Raw genomic sequence first — 21,797 nt, 5'->3', positions numbered from 1 at the left:
TCAGGCCTCCTGCCGCTGGCGGGCAAGCGCCAGTCGCGGGCGCAGCAGGGCGCCGAGGTGATACAGCGCCAACAGGGCCAGCGCCGCGCCCAGCGGCCAATGGAACAACTCGCGTTGCGGCTGATGGCTGAGGGTTTTCACCTGATGCGGGGTGAGGCGGTCGAGGGTGCTGTAGACCTGGTCCAGCGCGGTGCGGTCTTCGGCGCGGAAAAACTGCCCGCCGGTAGTCTGGGCGATTTGTTGCAGCCCGTGCAGATTGACCTGCGCCTCGCCGGAGGCCGTCGGGTCGCCGATGCCGATGGTGTGGATCACCACGCCCTTGTTGGCGGCCATCTCGGCAGCATGATCGGGGGTGATCGCGCTGCTGGTGTCATTGCCGTCGGTGAGCAGGATCAGCACCTTTTGCTGTTCGTGCGCCTTGTCCAGCAACTTCAGGCTCAAGCCGATAGCATCACCGATGGCGGTATTGGGCCCGGCCATGCCGATGCCCGTGTCAGCCAGCAACAGCGAAAGGCTGGCGTGATCGAGGGTCAGCGGCGCCTGCGGATAGGCGCCGCTGCCGAACACGATCAGACCGATGCGGTCGTCCTTGCGCTTGTCGATAAAGCCTTGCACCACCTGTTTGACGGCAGCCAGGCGATTGATTTTCTGGCCGTCGGCATTAGTGAAATCTTCGGTTTCCATCGACTGCGAGATGTCGATGGCGAGCATCAGGTCGCGTACCGGTTGCTGACGCTCGATGGGTTTTTCGACGAATACCGGTCGGGCGGCGGCGAGCAGGATCAGTGTCCAGACCAGCAGGTTCAGCAGCAGTTGCCAACGGTTGTGGCGATTACCGACCCGGCTCGGCGTCTCACCGACCGCGCGGCTCATGGCCCCGAAAAACGGCACACGCACGGCGCTGCGCGCTTCCTGATACGCCGGCAGGTAACGATAGGCCAACCACGGCAGCGGCAGCAGGAGCAATAGCCACGGGTAATCAAGCTGCCACATGGTGCTGCTCCACCCAGTGTTGGCAGGTGTCGAACAGCGCCTGACGCTGTTCGGCGGGGATGGCGCGCAGGGTGGCGTCGGGGGCGTAGGCGAGTTGGGCGAGTTTATCGCTGAAGTCATCGGGCAGACTGGTTTTGCAGTGCTGCTGCAGAAAGGCTTGCCACTCATCTCTCCCCAGCGCCGCCGGCCCCTGTGGGAGCGGGCTTGCTCGCGAAAGCGCTGTGTCAGGCGCCATCAATGTTGGATGTGCCGACGCCTTCGCGAGCAAGCCCGCTCCCACAGGGGGTGTGTTCCAATTCCGGGCTTGGGTCGGCATCGAAAGCGCCACGCGTTTGAGCAGTTCGGGCAACTCGCGCAGAGCGTTCAAGTCATCACTGCGCCCACGCAACTGCGCCAATCGCACCAGCGCCTCGCGCCGATACTGATCCCGCCGCCATTGCCCATAACGTCGCACGCCAACTATCAGCGCCAGCACAACCAACAGCGCGAGCAACACCCACCAACCCCAGGTCTGCGGCGCATAACTGACCGGCGCCGGCAGGCTCAGCTCCTTGAGCTGGCTGATGTCGGGGATATTCGGGTTCATCGCCGCGGGCCGGCAGACTTGCCAAGCTCGGCACGCAATTGCGTGTGGGCCTCTTCGGCGGTGCTGAACATCATCAGCGGCACCTGACTGCGGCGCAGCAGGGTGGCGACATCCTTGAGCCGGCCACCGAGGTAATCGCCCAATGGCTGATGCACGCTGCGTTTGTCGACGGCCAGTTCCACCTGCAATTGGCCCTGGGTGATGAGCAGTCGTCCGTTGCTCGGCAGTTTCAAGGCCAGTGGGTCGTAGACTTGCAGGGCGATCACGTCGTTGTGCGCGCGCAGTTGCCGCATCAATTGCAAGGTGCGCTCACCGGCGCCTGCGAAGTCGCTGACGATGCAGATCAAATGGTCATGCCCGGCCAGTGCGAGGCAGCGCTGCAAGGCCTTGTCCAGTTGATCCTCGTCTTCGGCGTCGGGGTTGGCCGCGTTCAGCGCCTGATTCTGTTGTGCCACGCGGCTGAGCAAGGCTTCAACCCGTTTGCGGCTGCGTAACGGCGCGATGCTGTCGATGCGTTGATCGTTGAACACCAGACCGCCGACCCGGTCACCGGCGTTGAACACCATCCACGCCGCCAGCGCCGCGAGTTCGGCGGCGAGGGCGGATTTGAAGCTGCGTTGCGAGCCGAAGAACATCGACATGCGCTGATCGACCACGACCAACGCCGGGCGATCGCGCTCTTCGGTGAAGGTGCGTACCACCGGTTTGCCGGTGCGCAGCGAGGCGCGCCAGTCGAGGTGGCGTAAATCATCACCGGGCTGATAGCGGCGCAGCTCATCGAAGTTCAGACCACGGCCACGCAGGCGCGAGGCATGGTTGCCGGCGAGGATGCTGCCCTGGGGCTGGCGCGCCAGAAAGCTCAGGTCACGGGCCTTGAATTCCAGCGCCATCAATTGCGCCAGAGACACGTAGACCAGGCCATCCGTGTTCATGCCGGAATCGCCACTTTATCCAGCAAACGGTCGAGCACCTGATCGGCAGTCACGCCATCCGCGACCGCGTCGTAGCTCAATTGCAGGCGATGGCGCAACACCGGATGCACCACGGCGCGCACGTTGTCCGGCGAGACGAAATCCTGGCCCTGCAACCACGCATCGGCCCGGGCGCAACGGTCCAGGCCGATGCCGCCCCGGGGGCTGGCGCCAATGCTGATCCAGCGTCCGAGGTCTGCGTCGTAATCGGCCGGGTGGCGAGTGGCGTTGATCAGGTCAATCAGGTAGCGGTCGATGGCGGGTGAAACATGCACCGCGCTGACTTCCTTGCGCGCGGCGAAGATCACTGCCTGCGAAAGACTGAAGCCCTTGCTCGGCGCGGTGTTCGCGCCCTGGGCAAACTCTTCGGCGCGCAACAGGCGCAACACCTGGCTTTCGTTGTCGGCGCTGGGGTAATCCAGCAGCACCTTCATCAGGAACCGGTCCATCTGCGCTTCCGGCAGCGGATAGGTGCCTTCCTGTTCGATCGGGTTTTGTGTCGCCACTACAATGAACAGCTCCGGCAGCAGGTGACTTGTGCCAGCCACGGTAATCTGCCGCTCTTCCATGGCTTCGAGCAGCGCGGCCTGCACTTTGGCCGGAGCGCGGTTGATCTCGTCGGCAAGGATCAGATTGCCGAACAGCGGCCCTTGCTGGAAGCGGATCTCGTTTTGTCCGGCGACCTGATGCAGCACTTCCGCGCCGGTGATGTCCGAGGGCAACAAGTCCGGGGTGAACTGGATGCGGCTCATCTTCGCGTCCAGGTGTGTGGCCAGCGCCTTGACCGTGCGCGTCTTGGCCAGCCCCGGCAGGCTTTCCAGCAGCAAATGCCCGTTGGCCAGCAGGCCCAGGAGGATCTGTCGAATGACCTGATCCTGGCCGAGTACGGCTTCGGCGATGCTCGCTTGCAGGGCGTTGAGATCGGTGAGTGCGGTCATGGGACAGTCCTTTGTGGCCGGTCTAGAAAAACGCCAGGGTCATGTTGACGGCAATGCCGTTGCCTTCAGGGCGGTTCTTGGTGTCGAACTCCGGCACCCAGCGCGCACTGAAGCTCGCCTGGGCGTCGGCGAATTTACCGGCCCATGCCACCACCGGACCGGCGCCCACCGAGCGGCCACGGAAGCCATTCAGGCTGTCGGCGGTCTGGCCCTTGTCATCGGTGACCTGCTGGATATAGCCGGCCGCCAGGCCGGCGCTCCAGCCACTGCCGAAACCGTGGGTCCACAAGGCATCGAGGGTGAAGATGTTGCCGTTGCGATAATCGGTGGCGGTGTTTTCGGTGTAGAACTCCAAGCCACTGGACAGGGTGAACTCGCCACCCTTGCCATCCAGATGGGTGAAGGCCACGGTGGGCATGAACGTGTAGTTGTTCTGCCCCGGGTTGGCCAGGCGATTGTCGTTGTAGGCGCCGGTCGGCACGTAGATCGGCAGGGAGAACGCGATGTGGTTCAACTCGTCGAAGTGGTAGCCGGCGGCAATCGGGGTGACCAGCGCGTCAGCGAACTGGGTGCCGGAATCGCTGGTGCCAAGGGTGCGTCCGCGCGGGCCGGTGATGGCCGCGTCGATGTCGGTGTACTGCAGCGGAACACCGATTGCCGAGGCGAAGTTCCATGGGCCTTTGCCGGTGTCCCAGATGTGCGTCAGGTTGGTCATGGTGTAGGAGACTTTCATGTCGATCCCGGCACTGACTTCACCGGAAATCGGCGCGCCGCGACTGCCCTTGAGCGATCCGTCGTACCAGATGCTGGTCACCGAGACGACCCAGCCCGGTTCCGGCGGGATGATCCCGGCGTTGGAATACACCTGTTGCCCGGTGATCGGCCGGCCCACGCCGCCCTCGGCTGCATAGAGTTGAGTACTGCCGATCATGCACAGCGCCAGCAGCGGACGCACAACGTTAGGCTTGACCATCACTGGCTCCGTTTATTGTTTTGAGTTGACCGGGGTGAGCAACGGCATTTTCCACTCGCCGCTGGCCACTTCCGGTTTCGGCAGGTACAGGCGCAACACGCCGTAGAACGGCCCGTTCGGTGCCGGCAGCCAGTTGGCTTGCTTGTCCTTGCCGGGATTGTTGTGCTGCACGTAGAGGGTCAGTCCGCCGTCGGCATCGAGCTTGAGATCCGGCAGCATTCGCGAGTTGATCAGGTAGCGATTGAGCGGGTTGGCCACCAGTAATTTGCTCTTGCCGTCGTACATTGTCAGCGACCAGAAGGCGTCGGCCGGAGGCAGGGCGCCCTTGTCGAAATGCAGGGTGTAGTCGTGTTTCGCTGCGTCGGCCGGCTGGCCGTCCTTGTCGACGAAATAGCCGATGTAGTTCGCCTCTTCGGCAGAGTTGCCGAAGATGCCCATGTTGGCGCCGGCGTAGCGATACAGGTAATTGCCCTTGAGGTGATCGCGGGTGCCAAACAGGTCACCGCTGCTGATTTCGTGCGTGTCGACCTTGTCTTTCTTGAACGCGGCGAATTCGGCCTTGGCGTCACTGATGCCGTCTTCGAGGGCCTTGCGTTGCTCGGCGCTGAGTTTTTTCAGGTCGAATGGCTGACCGGCGCCGATGCCGATTTTGGCGAAGCGTGCGAGCAGGTCTTTTTCAACATCCTGCGGCGGGGTGAAAGCGAGCATGAAGTTCAGGTAGCGGAACAGCTCCGGGGTTTCGCTCATGGTCGGCGTCGGTTTCGGCCAACTGACTTTCGGTGCCGGCGCCGGGGCTTTCTGCTTTACGTAGTGGCTTAGGGGTTCGACCTTGTAGCCTTTCTGGATCTGCTTGACCTTGCCCAGATCTTTTTCGTCGAACAGCTGCGTGCGATACAGCGCGTAGGCGATGTTGCTTTCGCTGCGCACCAGCCGGTCGATGTTGATCGGTTGCTGACCCTGCCAGTCAGGCCCGGCGATCATGAAGTGGCCACCGTTATTACCGGTACTGCGGGTGCCCAGGTAAGCGAAGTTCTGCGTGTAGGCATCGATCAGTTGCACTGAGTAATAACGGTGCTCTTCGATCGGCGGCAAGGTCAGGATCAGCGGTTCGCTGCGCAAGTCCATCCAGACGAACGAGTAGGGCGTGTCGGCGTTCGGCGTGACGAACGCGGTGTCCTTGGCAGTGAAAGCCTTGGCAGTGTTGCCGATCTGGTTGAACGGTGCCTTGAAGTTCGGGCTCTTGCTGTCCACGGCCTGGGTGTACAGGGTCTTGTACATCTCCACGATCGGGAAGCCATAGAGATACGCGTCCTTGGCGATGCCCCGGGTCTCTTCGGGGCTGGCGCTGAAATCGGCCCAGGCGCTGCTGCTCAAGGCGAGGGTCAGGCCGGTCAGCAATAGATTGCGTGCGTTCATACGGCGTCCTTATTCATTGCACGACAGTGATGTCATCGAGTTTCCAGCTCTTGTCGAAATAGGCTTCGGTCGGCGCGTACAGGCGGAAATAGCTGAACCAGTGCTTGCCGGGTAGCGTTTGCACCCAGTTGCTCTCGAAGCCTTTGGGTGCGGTCGGGCCGAAGTACAGGTCCACCGAGCCGTCGGCGTTCTTTTTCAAGTCCTGACGCGAGGACAGGTCGGCCTTGCGCTGCGGGTTGTCGATCAGGCAACGGCTGTCGATGTCGTAGACGGTCATCGACCAGAACTGCTTGGCCGGCGGGTTGGCGTCGACGTGCAGGCGATAGGTCTTGCCGCCGTCGAGCCAGTCACCCTTGGCGTCGGTGTAGGCGCCGAGGTAGGTCTGGCCGAGACCCGGTGTTTTGGAGACCATGCCTTTGGTGTTGGTCACCGCTTCGTAGAACCAGGCGCTGCGTTCCCACAACTGGTCGTAAAAGGCCACGCGTTGCGACGGTTCGGCGATGTTCAGCACCGTGTCCCAATGCCGGTCGGGCCAGTACTGCGCGTCAGGAAAACGCTTGGCAAAGGTGTTGGCCTTGGCGATCAGTTCACCGACCTGCGCGCCGGACTCCAGGGCCTGACGCTGCTGGGTGTTGGGGTTGAACGGTTTGTCCTTCTCGATGCCGAGACTGGCGAGCATCGCCATGTAGAAGCGGTCACGTTCGTTGACCGGTTCTTTCTGGATGATCTGGTGCAGCCGCTGCCAGTAAGCGATGCCGCGCGGCTGGGTACCCGACCACTTTTTACCGTCAGGCGACAGCAGGCGGGTCTTGCTCGGCTCGGCACGTTTGGCGTACGGGTACATCTTGAATTGCTCGACCAGCGCCTTGCCTTTGGCCGGATCCGGATCCAGCACCCGGAAGCCCACCAGCACGTTCATGGTTTCCGATTTGGCCAGGTAATACTTGTCGGCATCCGCCGGTGGCTCCACGCCCGGTGGCAGCACCAGGTATTTGCCGCCCTGGCCTTTGTCCGGGCCGGTCTGGCCCATGTCGATGATCGCCCGCTGCCAGAAATCGCCGATGCCACCGGCGGTCGGTCCCGGTGGCAGTTCAATCACCAGCGGCCCGGTTTCGCTGAGGTCGACGAAACCGAGAATGTACGGCGTGGTGGCGTTGGCGGTGATCACGCCGAGCTTGTCTTCGTAGTTGTTGAGCACCATCAGATCGCCGCTGCGCGCGCCGAGCTTGTCGCGAAACTCTTCCTGCCATTGCGCGTAGGACACCAGCGGCAAGGCCCACAGATAGCTCTGGGTCGCCTGCTGGAAATCCAGCTCGGCGTAGAGTTTGGCGATTGACTCGTGGGCCGGCAGTTCGCCTTCCATGGCGATCTTGCCGATACGGGTGTCGAGCTCCTGAGCACCGACGCCGCAGCTGGCGAACAGGGTCATCAGGCTGAAACCGGCGGCGCGTAAAGCGATGTGCATGGCGATGTCCTTATTTTCCGAATGTCACGTTGATCCCGGCGAACAGGGTGAACTGCGGCACACCATCGCCTTTGCGTTCGACGGTCCACTGCGGTTCGAGGAAGGCGTTGAGAATATTGCTGCCAGACTTCCAGACCTTGCCCGCACCCAGGCCGATCGGGATGTAGTGCGTGTTGTTCTTCAGGTCGAAAGTCCAGGTGCCGGTGGAGCGCAGGTACCAGCCCTTGTCGAGGTTATGAATGATGAAGGGTTGCAGGGTTGCGGTTTCGACATGCGCGCGGTCGTGGTCACCGGCAAACGAACTCTGGTACTGCACCAGCGCACCGAGCAGGCCACGCGGCGACGAATCAATCGCCACGGCGGCGAGGCCGGCCTGCCACTTGCCGGTGCCCAGTTCATCCTCGGCGGCGGTCGGCGCGGTGATCTGCGGGCCGATGCCCAACTGCACGCCGTCGGTCTTGAGCAGGAAGATGTCGAACAGGTTGAGGTCGCCGATGCCGGTGCTGTAGCCGCCGTGCGGATTGGGGCGGGTGCTGATCGGCATCGTTGCGCGCAGCAGTTGCGGGACGCTGATGAAATCGTTGGGCGCAATCGGCAAGGTGCCGCGCAGCAAGGCATCGTTGGTGTGCAGGTTGCTGTCGAACAGCTTCGGCGTGTAGTAATCCTGCAGGTTGGCGCCGGGCGCCAGGTTCAGCGGGTTGTTGCTTTTGTTGGCCTCCTCGGCGTTATTCGCAAAGGCACAAACCACAGGCGCCAGCGAACTCGCCAGCAGCAAGGCGCGAATCCCCAATTTTTTCGACATGGTCCCCGTTTCCCTGGTGGCTACTGCATGGACGACCCGGCACTTCTCGGCCGTTGGACGTATTTCCTTTTTTATCAAGCCTGTAGGACACGTCTGATTGACGCTAGCAGCTAATGGGGAGTTAGCCAGTCGAAGGGATTAATTCTTTGGTTTTGTGTACGGCTTCGCAGTCGAATGGTGAACTGATCAATTAAATGTGTGTTGTCAGTGCTGACGCTTTCGCGGGCAAGCCACGCTCCCACAGGTATCGAGTCGGTCACAGGATTTGTGAACGCTTCAATACCTGTGGGAGCGTGGCTTGCCCGCGATGGCAATTTCGAATTCAACGTGGCGTTGGATCAGGCATTTTTCTTCGCTTGCTCGCGAACACGCTCTTCCTGCGCCCGCGCCTCAGGAGTGAACTCGGCGCCGAAGTCCTCGGCGGAGAAAATCTGGCGGATCTCGATATCAGAATCGCCCGGCATCGGATTCGGGCAGCGCTTGACCCATTCGATGGCTTCTTCCTTCGACTTCACTTCCCAGATCCAGTACCCGGCTACCAGCTCCTTGGTTTCGATGAACGGGCCATCGATGACCGTGCGCTTGTCGCCGGAGAAATGCACGCGCGCGCCTTTGCTGCTCGGGTGCAGGCCATCGGCGTCGATGAGGATGCCGGCATTGACCAGTTCTTCGTTGAAGTTGCCCATGGCGGTGATCAGTTCTTCACTGGGCATGATGCCGGCTTCGGAGTCGGCGCTGGCTTTGACAAGAATCATGAATCGCATGGTGGTTTCTCCAGGGAATGGGGGGATTCATGGTTTAGTCGAATGGGCCGCGCATGAATCGACAGGTGTCTGAATAAAAGACGCAAAGCTGCGCTTTAACAAACGCAATCCGACACGCTGCAACTGCCAATGCAGGAGCTGCCGCAAGCTGCGATCTTTCGCTCCTGTCGTTAAAAACCAACATCACAAGATCGCAGCCTGCGGCAGCTCCCCGTGCGTATTTCAATTCAGGATGTTTAAACGTTGTTTCGATTTTGCGGAGAGTTCCCACAAGGTTTTCAGGTTGTCCGTCGGACGTCGGGTCTCTAGCCTGTGTTCGTCGCTGCCAATTCAGCGACCGGGACTGGAAACCCCGATGGGTATTAGTGGCGCGTACACGCCTTTCATAACGTATCCTTGCGCACTTCGAATGTGTGCACTCCGTTATGGCGGCTGTGCGCGGGGGACCTTCGGGTCGTCCGGGTCGCCGCTGCCCGGGTTTCCAACCTGCGTACAGCTGCCACCTCTTCGTCCGGAAACCGAAGGGGGCAGCTCCGACTATTCAGTGGAGTTACACCATGAAAAAACCAACACCCAACCCCCCAGAGTCAGGCGCCGACACCACAACCCCTTACGCCTCAGTCGTCAGTAAAAAACTCCACGAAGCCGCCGACCGCGCCCTCGACTACTACCTCAATCCCGCCGCCCGTATCATGTCCAGCGCCAACGAGCCTGAGTCCATGTACCTCGCCAATCCCAGGTACAACACCGAATCTCTTCTAGCCAACGCCAGCGAAACACTCGGCTCGGCCAGCGAGATGCTCATCAACTTCGCTGCCTCGCTGGAAACCTCCCAGCGCAAAACAGCACTGGGTATTGCTCAGGTCGTCATGCTGGGCGAGTTAGCGGTAAATCAAGCACTGGATCACGTAGAACTTAAAGACTGATTGATCATGATCCTTCCCGCGCGCAGCAAAGCAATGCAGCCCTTGACGCTCTGCGTCAGATTCGTGAGTTGGCGCGCGGAGCTCTCTTGTTACATTCCTTTACCGCGCGTTGGAACGGTCAACGACCAACCAAAAAAGACTCTAGCCGGTCGTATTTTCTATCCAGTTCGCAGGTGACATGGATACCCTGTTTTCCAAAACAAGATCGGGTAACATCCGCAGGTCGTGATATTCAATGGAGAGAAACGATGGCAGGAAAGCCAGTCGCAAGGCTCGGAGATCCAGGTAGTCATGGTGGAAATATCAGCACTGGATCAAGTCCTATTTTTGTTAACTCGACTCCCGTAGCTTTGGTAGGAGATATCTATTCCTGCCCGATTCACGGCAGTAATCCCATAACAACGGGCGCCCCCCATGTTTTTGGGTTGGGAAAGGACGTTGCCCATGTCGGTTCCCAAACGGCATGTGGAGCGACGATTACTGCTGGATCACCCGACACCTTCGTCGGTGATTCTGGTAGTGCTCCCGCCAGCTTCTTCTCGCAGTTTCTGAAAGAAAAGACTTTCGTCGAGTTTCAGTTGCTTAATGAAAGAGATGAACCTGTAGCCAACGAGGCGTATGAATTGACGCTTCCCGATGGAACCTTGATGACTGGCGTCCTCGACGAAAATGGCTTTGTGCATGTTGCAAATATTCCCAGGGGGAGTTGCAGCATAAAGTTTCCGAAACTTGAAGATACGGAACATCTTTAATGGTTCAGTCTACTAAAACTACCAGCACAACCCATGCAGCAAAAAATACAGGCGCACCAGGGAAAACCACAAAAACCAATCAGGTGGTCGTATCCGGTGCGTATATGGAAGTGCTGGTGGGTGGTCCCTACACCCGCGATAAAGAAGAGCATCCTTTCGGGCACGCGGCTTTACACGTGGTGGTCGGTAGCAAAGACATTACTTATGACTTTGGTCGCTATGGAAAAACCTGGGGCACGTTCGATAGCGAGGGCGAAGGCGTGTTGAACGTCTGGACGTCCTTCAAAGCGTATATCTCTGGTGAAAACAGTTTGGGGCGTACAACAACAGGTTTTGTTTATTTTTTGGAAAATGCAAAAGCCGAAGCTGTGATCGCTCATTTCGACGGTATTGTCGCCCAGCAAAAAGAACAGCGAAAAAAGACTGCCTCATCAGCTCGGTATGTCTTGCCATCGAACTATCATCCGACTACGAATAACTGCACAACCGTGACAATTGCAGGAGCAAAGGTTTCGGGAAAGTCAATTGTGCAGAACCCGGCTAAATTCAATGAGATGCGTGGTCTTTCTTTCATCGAAAGACAGGCAGCGCGTACGCAAAGTAGTCCGAAGGACGGTATTTTCATGCCGGCGGATTTACAAGCCATGCTCGAAGCAAATACCGAGGCCCCCTATGATAAGAAAAATATTTACAAATAGACGTCTTGGCCTATGGCTGGTGGCGGTTTTATCCGTCAATGCGATTTTTTTGGGTTTTCTGATTTTTGGCGATATTGCGAAGGGGCACAATATGAAAATGATCAAAACTAAAGAACCGTTGCTGATTGAAGGGCCAAACGGCGACGAGAATTACTATGTCCTGCCTTTGGGTACTACCCTTTATCACGATAAAAGCTTTCCTGAAGGGCATGACCGTTATGTGGTGTATCTCAATCATAAAGGTGCAATTGCACACGAAGAAGTACCCATGAAGCCTGAGTATGGCGGTTCATTTATAGATCCGCTCTGGCTGACCAATGTTGATGAGGAAACCTTGAAAGAAATTTTCAAACGGTTTCCGCTCTCCAAAACCGATATTGCCGCTGCTATCAAGGCCAATGAAATAACCAAGGATGATCTAGCCGACATCATCCGATCCATGCCCGACTGACCAAATCTTTTAGCTGTCGGTGAAACGAAGCTGCGATCTTTTGATCTTGATGAAAAGATAAAGTCAAAAGATCGCAGCCTGCGGCAGCTCCTACAGGGGGGCTTGGGTTGTATACAATTTTTTGCGCAGGCCCCTGACAATTTTCAAGCGGGGCATAGGTCGTCGGACAATTTCGTGGTTAACTTCGGCCTCTTGCATGCTTTCCAATCAAAACATCAGAAGGACTCAAGTCATGGCTCAAGTCACCCTCAAAGGCAACCCGGTTCAAGTCAACGGCCAGTTGCCACAAGCCGGTTCCAAGGCGCCAGCCTTTTCTCTGGTTGCCGGCAATCTGTCCGACGTCACCCTGAAAGACTTCGCCGGCAAGCGCAAAGTGCTGAACATCTTCCCAAGCGTTGATACCCCAACCTGCGCTACCTCCGTGCGCAAGTTCAACGCTCAGGCCAACGAACTGGCCAACACCGTGGTGCTGTGCATCTCGGCTGACCTGCCATTCGCCCAAGCCCGCTTCTGCGGCGCCGAAGGCCTGGAAAACGTGCAGAACCTGTCGACCCTGCGCGGCGCCGAGTTCATCGAGAACTACGGTGTAGCCATCGCTGACGGCCCACTCAAAGGCCTGACCGCCCGCGCCGTGGTGGTGCTGGACGAGAACGACAACGTGCTGCACAGCGAGCTGGTCAAGGAAATCGCTGAAGAGCCGAACTACGACGCAGCACTCGCCGTACTGAAATAAGCGCTTTTACAATTGTTAACGGCCTGGCCCTGTCCAGGCCGTTTTCATTTGTGTATCAGTGTCTTGGCTCACACCTTGTAACGTAAGTTGAAAGTAAATAGCCGGTAAAGCTGCTTTGCTTAAGTCCCGTCAGTGCTTATCGTTCAGCCTCCCGTAAAAAGAAGCCCACGCGCCCAATGGTAAATCACTCCATGCAATCGTCCTCCCGTAACTCTCGTCGCTGGCTGTTGAGCCTGCTTGTGCTGCTGATCATCGCCGCTTTGTGCTGGAAATTCTGGCCCGCCGGTTCAGCCCACAAGGAGGGCGCGCAGAAAGCTGCTGCCGGCCACACCGGGCGTTCGGGGATGATGCGGCCGGGCTTCGGCGGGGCGGCCGGGCCGATTCCGGTGCGTGTGGCACCGGCGGTCACGGGTGACTTCCCGCTTTATTACAAGGCACTGGGTACGGTCACCGCGCTCAATACCATCAATGTGCGCAGCCGGGTGGGCGGCGAACTGGTGAAGATCAATTTCGAAGAAGGGCAGATGGTCAAGGCCGGCGACCTGCTGGCAGAGATCGATCCGCGTCCTTATCAGAATGCCTTGCTCCAGGCTGAAGGCACCTTGCTGCAGAATCAGGCGCAGTTGAAAAACGCACAGGTCGACGTCGAGCGTTATCGTGGCCTGTATAAGGAAGACAGTATCGCCAAGCAGACCCTGGACACCGCCGAAGCGCTGGTCGGCCAGTATCTGGGCACGGTCAAGACCAATCAGGCGGCGGTCAACGACGCCAAACTCAATCTCGAATTCACCAAGATCCGCGCACCGATTGCCGGTCGCGTCGGCCTGCGTCAGCTCGACGTCGGCAACCTGGTGGCGGCGAACGACACCACGTTCCTCGCCGTCATTACCCAGACACAACCAATCAGCGTGGTGTTCACCCTGCCGGAGAACAATCTGGAAACCGTGCTGGCGCGTTACCACGGCGGCGCCAAACTGCCCGCTGAGGCATGGGATCGCGGCGACACCAAAATCCAGGCCACCGGCGTCCTGCAAAGCCTCGACAACCAGATCGACGTCACCACCGGGACCCTGAAGTTCAAGGCCCGTTACGATAACCGCGACCAGTCGCTGTTCCCCAATCAGTTCGTCAACGTGCACCTGTTGGCCGACACCCTCAAGGGTGTAGTGCTGGCACCGTCGGCAGCCATCCAGTTCGGCACCAATGGCACCTTCGTCTATGCAATGGACGGCGACAAGAAAGTCACCATCCGCCAACTGAAGATCGGCGCGAGCGATGGCAACAACACGGTGATCACCGAAGGTCTCGCCGCGGGCGACCGCGTGGTGCTCGAAGGCACCGACCGCTTGAAGGAGGGCAGTGAAGTCGAAGTGGTCAACGACAGCAATGACGTGCCGACCACCCCGACCGAACACCTGCAAGGCAAGCCCGCTGCCAGCGCGCATGACACCGCCTCTACAGACAAGGCCAAGAAGGGCGCATGAACATTTCGCGGCTGTTCATCCTCCGTCCGGTAGCCACCACCCTGAGCATGCTGGCCATTGTTCTGGCCGGCCTGATTGCCTATCGCCTGCTGCCGGTCTCGGCGCTGCCGCAGGTCGATTACCCGACCATTCGCGTCATGACCCTGTACCCCGGCGCCAGTCCGGACGTGATGACCAGTGCCGTGACCGCGCCGCTCGAGCGCCAGTTCGGGCAAATGCCCGGCCTGACGCAAATGGCCTCGACCAGCTCCGGAGGCGCTTCGGTGCTGACCTTGCGTTTCAGCCTCGACATCAACATGGACGTCGCCGAACAGCAGGTGCAAGCCGCGATCAACGCCGCGACCAATCTGCTGCCAACCGATTTGCCGGCACCACCGGTGTACAACAAGGTCAACCCGGCGGACACCCCGGTGCTGACCCTGGCGATCACTTCAAAAACCATGCTCCTGCCCAAGCTCAATGACCTGGTCGACACGCGCATGGCGCAGAAGATCGCCCAGATCAGCGGCGTCGGCATGGTCAGCATTGCCGGCGGTCAGCGTCAGGCAGTGCGGATCAAGGTCAACCCGGAAGCCCTGGCGGCGAACAGCCTGAACCTCGAAGACGTGCGCACCCTGATCGGCGCGTCCAACGTCAACCAGCCGAAAGGTAACTTCGACGGTCCGACGCGGGTCTCGATGCTCGACGCCAACGACCAACTGACGTCGCCCAAGGACTACGCCAACCTGATCCTCGCCTACAAGAACGGCGCGCCGCTGCGCCTGAAGGATGTGGCGGAAATCGTCGATGGCGCGGAGAACGAACGTCTCGCCGCGTGGGCCAACCAGAATCAGGCGGTGCTGCTGAACATCCAGCGTCAACCGGGCGCCAACGTGATCGAGGTGGTCGACCGGATCAAGGCCTTGCTGCCGAGCATCACCGACAACCTGCCGGCCGGCCTCGACGTCACCGTGCTCACCGACCGCACCCAGACCATCCGCGCCTCGGTCACTGACGTGCAGCACGAACTGTTGATCGCCATTGCGTTGGTGGTGATGGTGACGTTCCTCTTTCTGCGGCGTGCCAGCGCGACGATCATTCCGTCGGTAGCGGTGCCGCTGTCGCTGATCGGTACGTTTGGCGTGATGTATCTCGCCGGGTTCTCGGTCAACAACCTGACCTTGATGGCGCTGACCATCGCCACTGGTTTTGTGGTCGACGATGCGATTGTGATGCTGGAAAACATCGCGCGCTTCATTGAAGAAGGGGACAGCCCGATGCAGGCCGCGCTCAAAGGCGCGAAGCAGATCGGCTTCACCCTGATCTCCCTGACCCTGTCGCTGATTGCGGTACTGATTCCGCTGCTGTTCATGGCCGACGTGGTCGGGCGGCTGTTTCGCGAATTCGCCATCACTCTGGCGGTGGCGATCCTTATTTCGCTGGTGGTCTCGCTGACCCTGACGCCGATGATGTGCGCGCGACTGCTCAAGCGTGAACCGCAAGAACACGAGCAGGGCCGTTTCTACCGGGCCAGTGGCGCATTCATCGACTGGATGATCGCTGCTTACGGGCGCAAGTTGCAGTGGGTGCTGAAGCACCAGCCGCTGACCCTGATGGTGGCCATCGGTACCCTGGCGCTGACCGTGTTCCTTTATATGGTTGTACCCAAGGGCTTCTTCCCGGTGCAGGACACCGGGGTGATCCAGGGCATTTCCGAGGCGCCGCAGTCGATTTCCTTCGCGGCCATGGGCGAGCGTCAGCAGGCGCTGGCCAAGGTGATTCTCGAAGATCCGGCGGTTGAAAGCCTGTCGTCCTACATCGGTGTCGACGGCGACAACGCCACGCTCAACAGCGGGCGCCTGCTGATCAATCTCAAACCGCACGGCCAGCGTGATCTGAGCGCCACGCAGGTGATCGCGCGCCTGCAACCGCAACTGGACAAGCTGGTCGGCATCCGCCTGTTCATGCAGCCGGTGCAGGATTTGACCATCGAGGATCGGGTCAGCCGGACCCAGTACCAGTTCAGCATGTCTTCGCCGGATGCAGAATTGCTCAGTCAGTGGAGCGGGCGTCTGGTCGAGGCCTTGGCCCAGCGTCCGGAGTTGACCGACGTTGCCAGTGACTTGCAGGACAAGGGCCTGCAGGTCTATCTGGTGATCGACCGCGACGCGGCCTCGCGCCTTGGCGTTTCGGTGCAGAACATCACCGATGCGCTGTACGACGCCTTCGGCCAGCGGCAGATCTCGACCATTTACACCCAGGCCAGCCAGTACCGCGTTGTGTTGCAAGCGCAGGCCGGGGAGAAGATCGGGCCGGCGGCGCTGGATCAGATTCACGTCAAGACCACTGACGGTGCGCAGGTGCGCCTGTCGAGCCTGGCCCATGTCGAGGAGCGTCAGGCGCAACTGGCGATTACCCACATCGGTCAGTTCCCGGCGGTGATGATGTCGTTCAACCTGGCGCCCGGCGTGGCGCTGGGGCATGCGGTGGACATCATCGATCAAGTGCAGAAGGACATCGGCATGCCGATTGGTGTGCAGACCCAGTTCCAGGGCGCGGCCGAAGCGTTCCAGGCGTCGTTGTCGAGCACCTTGCTGCTGATTCTGGCAGCGGTGGTGACCATGTACATCGTGCTCGGCGTGCTTTACGAAAGTTACATCCACCCGATCACCATTCTCTCGACCCTGCCATCGGCGGCGGTCGGTGCCTTGCTGGCGTTGCTGCTCAGCGGCAATGACCTGGGCATGATCGCGATCATCGGCATCATCCTGCTGATCGGTATCGTCAAGAAGAACGCGATCATGATGATCGACTTCGCCCTCGACGCCGAACGCACGCAGGGCATGGCGCCGGAGCAGGCGATCTATCAGGCGGCGCTGCTGCGTTTCCGGCCGATTCTGATGACCACCCTGGCCGCACTGTTCGGCGCGGTGCCATTGATGCTCGCCACCGGTTCCGGGGCGGAACTGCGTCAGCCACTGGGTCTGGTGATGGTCGGCGGTTTGCTGGTGAGCCAGGTGCTGACCCTGTTCACCACGCCGGTGATCTACCTGTACTTCGACCGTCTGGGTCGGCGCTTTGGCAAAACCAATGCCGAAGAGGTACCGGTATGACTGTCTGGACACATTCCCCCTGTGGGAGCGGGCTTGCTCGCGAAAGCGCTGTATCAGGCGACATGAATGTTGAATGTCAGACCGTATTCGCGAGCAAGCCCGCTCCCACAAGGGACTGGTGTGATGTTGGGGATTGCGGTCAATGAACCTCTCCGGTCCTTTCATCAAGCGCCCGGTCGCGACCATGCTCCTGAGCCTGGCGATCATGCTATTGGGCGGTGTCAGCTTCGGCCTGTTGCCGGTGTCGCCGCTGCCGCAAATGGATTTCCCGGTGATCGTGGTCCAGGCCAGCCTGCCCGGTGCCAGCCCCGAGGTGATGGCGTCCACGGTGGCGACGCCACTGGAGCGCTCGTTCGGCGCGATTGCCGGTGTCAACACCATGAGCAGCCGTTCCAGCCAGGGTTCGACCCGGGTCATTCTGCAATTCGACCTCGACCGCGACATCAACGGCGCGGCGCGGGAAGTGCAGGCGGCGATCAACGCTTCGCGCAACCTGTTGCCGAGCGGGATGCGCAGCATGCCGACCTACAAGAAGGTCAACCCGTCGCAGGCGCCGATCATGGTGCTGTCGCTGACCTCGGACGTGCTGGAAAAAGGCCAGCTCTATGACCTGGCCTCGACCATCCTCTCGCAGAGCCTGTCCCAGGTGCAGGGCGTAGGTGAAGTGCAGATCGGCGGCAGTTCGCTGCCGGCGGTGCGCATCGAACTCGAACCGCAGGCGCTGAACCAGTACGGCGTGGCGCTCGATGATGTACGCAAGACCATCGCCGGGGCCAACGTGCGCCGGCCCAAGGGCTCGGTGGAAGACAGCGAGCGCCTGTGGCAGATCCAGGCCAACGACCAGTTGGAGAAAGCCAAGGATTACGAATCACTGATCATCCACTACAACAACGGCGCAGCCCTGCGTCTGAAGGACGTGGCCAAGGTCAGCGACGGCGTCGAAGACCGCTACAACAGCGGTTTCTTCAACGATGACGCGGCGGTGCTATTGGTGATCAACCGCCAGGCCGGCGCCAACATCATCGAGACGGTCAACGAGATCAAGGCGCAGTTGCCGGCCCTGCAAGCGGTACTGCCGGCCAGCGTCAAACTGAACCTGGCAATGGATCGCTCGCCAGTGATCAAGGCCACGTTGCACGAAGCGGAAATGACCCTGTTGATTGCCGTGGCGCTGGTGATTCTGGTGGTGTTCCTGTTTCTCGGTAACTTCCGCGCCTCACTGATCCCGACGCTGGCGGTGCCGGTCTCGCTGGTCGGCACCTTCGCGGTGATGTACCTGTATGGCTTCTCGCTGAACAACCTGTCGCTGATGGCGCTGATTCTCGCGACCGGGCTGGTGGTGGACGATGCGATCGTGGTTCTGGAGAACATCTCCCGGCACATCGACGAAGGCGTCAAACCGATGAAAGCCGCGTACCTCGGGGCCAAGGAAGTCGGGTTTACCTTGCTGTCGATGAACGTCTCGCTGGTGGCGGTGTTTCTGTCGATCCTGTTCATGGGCGGGATTATCGAGAGCCTGTTCCGCGAGTTCTCGATCACACTTGCGGCGGCGATCGTGGTGTCGCTGGTGGTGTCCCTGACGCTTACGCCGATGCTCTGCGCGCGCTGGCTCAAACCGCACACCCCGGGTGAAGAAAACCGTTTGCAACGCTGGAGCCGGCGGACCAACGACTGGATGGTCGGCAAATACGCCACCAGCCTCGACTGGGTGTTGCGTCATCGTCGTCTGACATTGCTCAGTCTGTTGATCACGGTCGGGGTGAACGTCGCGCTGTATGTCGTGGTGCCGAAAACCTTCATGCCGCAACAGGACACCGGTCAGTTGATTGGTTTCGTGCGCGGTGATGACGGCCTCTCGTTCAGTGTCATGCAGCCGAAAATGGAAACCTTCCGCCGCGCCGTGCTCAAGGATGACGCGGTGGAAAGCGTCGCCGGGTTCATCGGCGGCACCAACGGCACCAACAACGCCTTTATGCTGGTGCGGTTGAAACCGATCAAGGAGCGTCAACTCTCGGCGCAGAAAGTCATCGAACGTCTGCGCAAGGAAATGCCCAAGGTTCCCGGCGCTCAGTTGATGTTGATGGCGGATCAGGACCTGCAGTTCGGCGGTGGCCGCGAGCAGACCACTTCGCAATACAGCTACATCCTGCAAAGCGGCGATCTGGGCTCGTTGCGCGAGTGGTATCCGAAAGTCGTCGCCGCGTTACGGGCACTGCCCGAGCTCACGGCCATCGACGCCCGCGAGGGGCGCGGCGCGCAGCAGGTCACGCTGATTGTCGACCGCGATCAGGCCAAGCGCCTCGGCGTCGACATGAACATGGTCACGGCGGTGTTGAACAACGCCTACAGCCAGCGGCAGATCTCCACGATCTACGACAGCCTCAACCAGTATCAGGTGGTGATGGAGGTCAATCCGAAATACGCGCAGGATCCGGTGACGCTCAATCAGGTGCACGTAATTACCGCTGACGGCGCGCGGATTCCGTTGTCGACCATCGCCCATTACGAAAACAGTCTGGAAGACGACCGCGTCAGCCACGAAGGCCAGTTCGCCTCTGAAGACATTTCCTTCGATATGGCCGAAGGCGTGACGGTGGAGAAGGGCAGTGCCGCGATCGAACGGGCGATTGCCAAGCTTGGTCTGCCGGAAGACGTTATCGCGAAAATGGCCGGCACCGCTGACGCCTTTGCCGCGACGCAGAAGAGCCAGCCGTTCATGATCCTCGGTGCGCTGCTGGCGGTGTATCTGGTGCTCGGCGTGCTGTATGAAAGCTACATTCATCCGCTGACGATTCTCTCGACCCTGCCCTCGGCCGGCGTCGGCGCGTTGCTGTCGATCTATGCGCTGGGCGGCGAGTTCAGCCTGATCTCGCTGCTCGGACTGTTCCTGTTGATCGGGGTGGTGAAGAAAAACGCGATTCTGATGATCGACCTGGCGCTGCAACTGGAGCGCCATCAGGGCCTGTCGCCGCTGGAGTCGATCCGCAGCGCCTGCCTGCAACGGCTGCGGCCGATTCTGATGACCACCCTGGCGGCGATCCTCGGCGCCTTGCCGTTGCTGCTCAGCCGTGCGGAAGGTGCGGAAATGCGCCAGCCATTGGGCCTGACTATCATCGGTGGCCTGATCTTCAGCCAAGTGCTGACTCTTTACACCACGCCTGTGGTTTACCTCTATCTCGACAAGCTGCGCCACCGCTTCAACAAGTGGCGTGGCGTGCGTACTGACGCCGCTCTGGAAACTCCGCTATGACTGACCGTTCGCTTCTCAATCTGGCCACTGCGCGCGGCTCGCGCCTGTTGAGTCTGTCGCTGTGCGTGGCGATGCTCAGTGCCTGCGCCGTCGGCCCGGACTATCAGCGCCCGCAGACCGCGCAAGTGGCGCAATACAAAGAGGCCGAAGGCTGGCGCCAGGCCAATCCGAGCGACTCGCTGGCTCGTGGCGCCTGGTGGGAGTTGTATGGCGATCAGCAGCTCAATGGCCTGATCGAGAAACTCAACAGCTCCAACCAGACCGTTGCGCAATCCGAAGCCCAGTACCGTCAGGCCCAGGCTTTGGTGCGCAGTGCCCGGGGGGCGTTTTACCCGAACGTCGACCTGAGCCTGGGCAAAACCCGCTCCAGCCAGGGCACCGGCAGCAGCAGTTCGAGCCTGAGCAGTTCCGCCAGCGGCATTCGCGACACCTACAACGCGCAGTTGGGCGTGAGTTGGGAAGCGGATATCTGGGGCAAGTTGCGCCGTGGCCTGGAAGCCAACGAAGCCAGCGCCCAGGCCAGCTTCGCTGATCTGGCGGCGATGCGCCTGAGCCAGCAGTCGGAGCTGGTGCAGAATTACCTGCAACTGCGGGTGATCGATCAGCAGAAGAGGCTGCTCGAAGCCACCGTCACGGCTTACGAGAAATCGCTGCAAATGACCCAGAACCAGTACCGCGCGGGCATTTCCGGGCGCGATGCGGTGGCGCAGGCACAGACTCAGCTGAAAAGCACGCAGGCCGATCTGGTGGACCTGATCTGGCAACGGGCGCAGTTCGAGAATGCTATCGCCGTCCTCACCGGGCAGGCGCCGGCCGAGTTCAGCATTGCTGAAACCCAGAGCATTCCGAACCTGCCGCAGATTCCGCTGAGTCTGCCGTCGCAGTTGCTGGAACGCCGCCCGGACATCGCCTCGGCGGAGCGCTCGGTGATTGCCGCCAACGCCAACATCGGTGTGGCGAAAGCCGCGTATTACCCGGATCTGACCTTGAGCATGAGCGGTGGTTACAGCAGCAGTACCTCGAAAAATCTGTTAACGCTACCGAACCGTTTCTGGTCGGTCGGGCCGAAACTGGACTTGCCGATCTTCGACGGCGGCATCCGTTCGGCCGAGGTTGACCGTACCGAGGCGGTCTATGACCAGACCGTCGCCAAGTACCGCCAGACTGTGCTCGATGGTTTCCGTGAAGTGGAAAACTATCTGGTGCAATTGAAGGTGTATGAAGACGAAGCCGCTGTGCGTCAGGAAGCACTGGAGGCGGCGCGCGACTCGCTGCGTCTGACCCAGAATCAGTACAAGGCCGGGTTGATTGCCTACATCGATGTGGTTGTAGTGCAGGCCACCGCGCTAAGCAACGAGCGGACTGTGCTGAACATTCTGCAGAGCCGCTTGATTGCCAGCGTGCAATTGATTGCGGCGCTGGGCGGTGGTTGGGACGGACAACTGGCCAGCGAATAAATCGTGTAGGAGCTGGGGGGGGGGGGGGGGGGTTTTTTTTTTTTTT

General features: G+C 60.1%; 18 protein-coding genes. 9 read left to right on the top strand and 9 right to left on the bottom strand.

Annotated features, from left to right (window positions below; genetic code table 11):
• From NTD85_RS14410 to NTD85_RS14370, 9 genes are all read right to left on the bottom strand, one after another.
• Positions 1–993, bottom strand: coding sequence for a vWA domain-containing protein (locus tag NTD85_RS14410; RefSeq protein ID WP_262142472.1), 993 nt, complete (start codon positions 991–993; stop codon positions 1–3).
• A complete protein-coding gene (locus tag NTD85_RS14405; RefSeq protein WP_262142471.1) occupies positions 980–1,579 on the bottom strand; it encodes a DUF4381 domain-containing protein in 600 nt (199 codons plus the stop codon). The genes NTD85_RS14410 and NTD85_RS14405 overlap by 14 nt, the downstream gene beginning before the upstream one ends.
• A complete protein-coding gene (locus NTD85_RS14400; RefSeq protein WP_262142470.1) occupies positions 1,576–2,511 on the bottom strand; it encodes a DUF58 domain-containing protein in 936 nt (311 codons plus the stop codon). Before NTD85_RS14400 ends, NTD85_RS14405 begins: the two co-directional genes overlap by 4 nt.
• Complete coding sequence (locus NTD85_RS14395) at positions 2,508–3,488, bottom strand: AAA family ATPase (RefSeq protein ID WP_262142469.1); 981 nt, start codon at positions 3,486–3,488, stop codon at positions 2,508–2,510. The genes NTD85_RS14400 and NTD85_RS14395 overlap by 4 nt, the downstream gene beginning before the upstream one ends.
• Before the next feature lie 22 nt (positions 3,489–3,510).
• A complete protein-coding gene (locus tag NTD85_RS14390) occupies positions 3,511–4,461 on the bottom strand; it encodes a transporter (protein ID WP_262142468.1) in 951 nt (316 codons plus the stop codon).
• A 12-nt stretch (positions 4,462–4,473) separates the two neighbouring features.
• Entirely contained in the window at positions 4,474–5,877 is a 1,404-nt protein-coding gene (locus NTD85_RS14385; RefSeq protein WP_262142467.1) for a DUF1254 domain-containing protein, read from the bottom strand.
• A gap of 13 nt (positions 5,878–5,890) precedes the next feature.
• Positions 5,891–7,342, bottom strand: coding sequence for a DUF1254 domain-containing protein (locus NTD85_RS14380; RefSeq protein ID WP_262142466.1), 1,452 nt, complete (start codon positions 7,340–7,342; stop codon positions 5,891–5,893).
• 10 nt (positions 7,343–7,352) lie between these two features.
• Positions 7,353–8,144 carry a hypothetical protein gene (locus NTD85_RS14375; protein WP_262142465.1) on the bottom strand — a complete coding sequence of 264 codons (792 nt, stop codon included), beginning with the start codon at positions 8,142–8,144 and terminating at the stop codon, positions 7,353–7,355.
• A 338-nt stretch (positions 8,145–8,482) separates the two neighbouring features.
• Positions 8,483–8,908, bottom strand: coding sequence for a YciI family protein (locus NTD85_RS14370; protein WP_262142464.1), 426 nt, complete (start codon positions 8,906–8,908; stop codon positions 8,483–8,485).
• Positions 8,909–9,465: 557 nt separating this feature from the next.
• On the opposite strand from NTD85_RS14370, the gene NTD85_RS14365 reads away from it, so the two are divergent.
• The 9 genes from NTD85_RS14365 to NTD85_RS14325 all read left to right on the top strand — a co-directional run bounded on the left by NTD85_RS14365 (position 9,466) and on the right by NTD85_RS14325 (position 21,751).
• Positions 9,466–9,834: a DUF6124 family protein gene (locus NTD85_RS14365; RefSeq protein ID WP_262142463.1), complete on the top strand. Its 369-nt coding sequence runs from the start codon at positions 9,466–9,468 to the stop codon at positions 9,832–9,834.
• A gap of 248 nt (positions 9,835–10,082) precedes the next feature.
• Positions 10,083–10,586 (top strand): PAAR domain-containing protein, encoded by a 504-nt coding sequence (locus tag NTD85_RS14360; RefSeq protein ID WP_096797341.1) that lies wholly within the window; start codon positions 10,083–10,085, stop codon positions 10,584–10,586.
• Entirely contained in the window at positions 10,586–11,284 is a 699-nt protein-coding gene (locus NTD85_RS14355) for a hypothetical protein (RefSeq protein WP_262142462.1), read from the top strand. The genes NTD85_RS14360 and NTD85_RS14355 overlap by 1 nt, the downstream gene beginning before the upstream one ends.
• Before the next feature lie 91 nt (positions 11,285–11,375).
• Positions 11,376–11,735 (top strand): hypothetical protein, encoded by a 360-nt coding sequence (locus NTD85_RS14350; RefSeq protein WP_262142461.1) that lies wholly within the window; start codon positions 11,376–11,378, stop codon positions 11,733–11,735.
• A gap of 232 nt (positions 11,736–11,967) precedes the next feature.
• Positions 11,968–12,468: a thiol peroxidase gene (tpx, locus tag NTD85_RS14345; RefSeq protein ID WP_007968505.1), complete on the top strand. Its 501-nt coding sequence runs from the start codon at positions 11,968–11,970 to the stop codon at positions 12,466–12,468.
• A 176-nt stretch (positions 12,469–12,644) separates the two neighbouring features.
• Positions 12,645–13,952: an MdtA/MuxA family multidrug efflux RND transporter periplasmic adaptor subunit gene (locus NTD85_RS14340; RefSeq protein ID WP_262142460.1), complete on the top strand. Its 1,308-nt coding sequence runs from the start codon at positions 12,645–12,647 to the stop codon at positions 13,950–13,952.
• Complete coding sequence (locus NTD85_RS14335; RefSeq protein ID WP_103520132.1) at positions 13,949–17,044, top strand: MdtB/MuxB family multidrug efflux RND transporter permease subunit; 3,096 nt, start codon at positions 13,949–13,951, stop codon at positions 17,042–17,044. Before NTD85_RS14340 ends, NTD85_RS14335 begins: the two co-directional genes overlap by 4 nt.
• 142 nt (positions 17,045–17,186) lie before the next feature.
• Entirely contained in the window at positions 17,187–20,294 is a 3,108-nt protein-coding gene (locus NTD85_RS14330) for an efflux RND transporter permease subunit (protein WP_003224503.1), read from the top strand.
• The gene (locus NTD85_RS14325) at positions 20,291–21,751 is read left to right on the top strand and encodes an efflux transporter outer membrane subunit (RefSeq protein ID WP_262142459.1); all 1,461 of its coding nucleotides are present in this window, start codon (positions 20,291–20,293) and stop codon (positions 21,749–21,751) included. The genes NTD85_RS14330 and NTD85_RS14325 overlap by 4 nt, the downstream gene beginning before the upstream one ends.
• The last annotated feature ends 46 nt before the right edge of the window (positions 21,752–21,797 follow it).

The organism is Pseudomonas sp. 13B_3.2_Bac1, assembly GCF_025466205.1.
Taxonomy (GTDB): domain Bacteria; phylum Pseudomonadota; class Gammaproteobacteria; order Pseudomonadales; family Pseudomonadaceae; genus Aquipseudomonas; species Aquipseudomonas fluorescens_H.
Note: the sequence above shows the minus strand (reverse complement) of the source record. Positions and strands in the feature narration are given on the sequence as shown.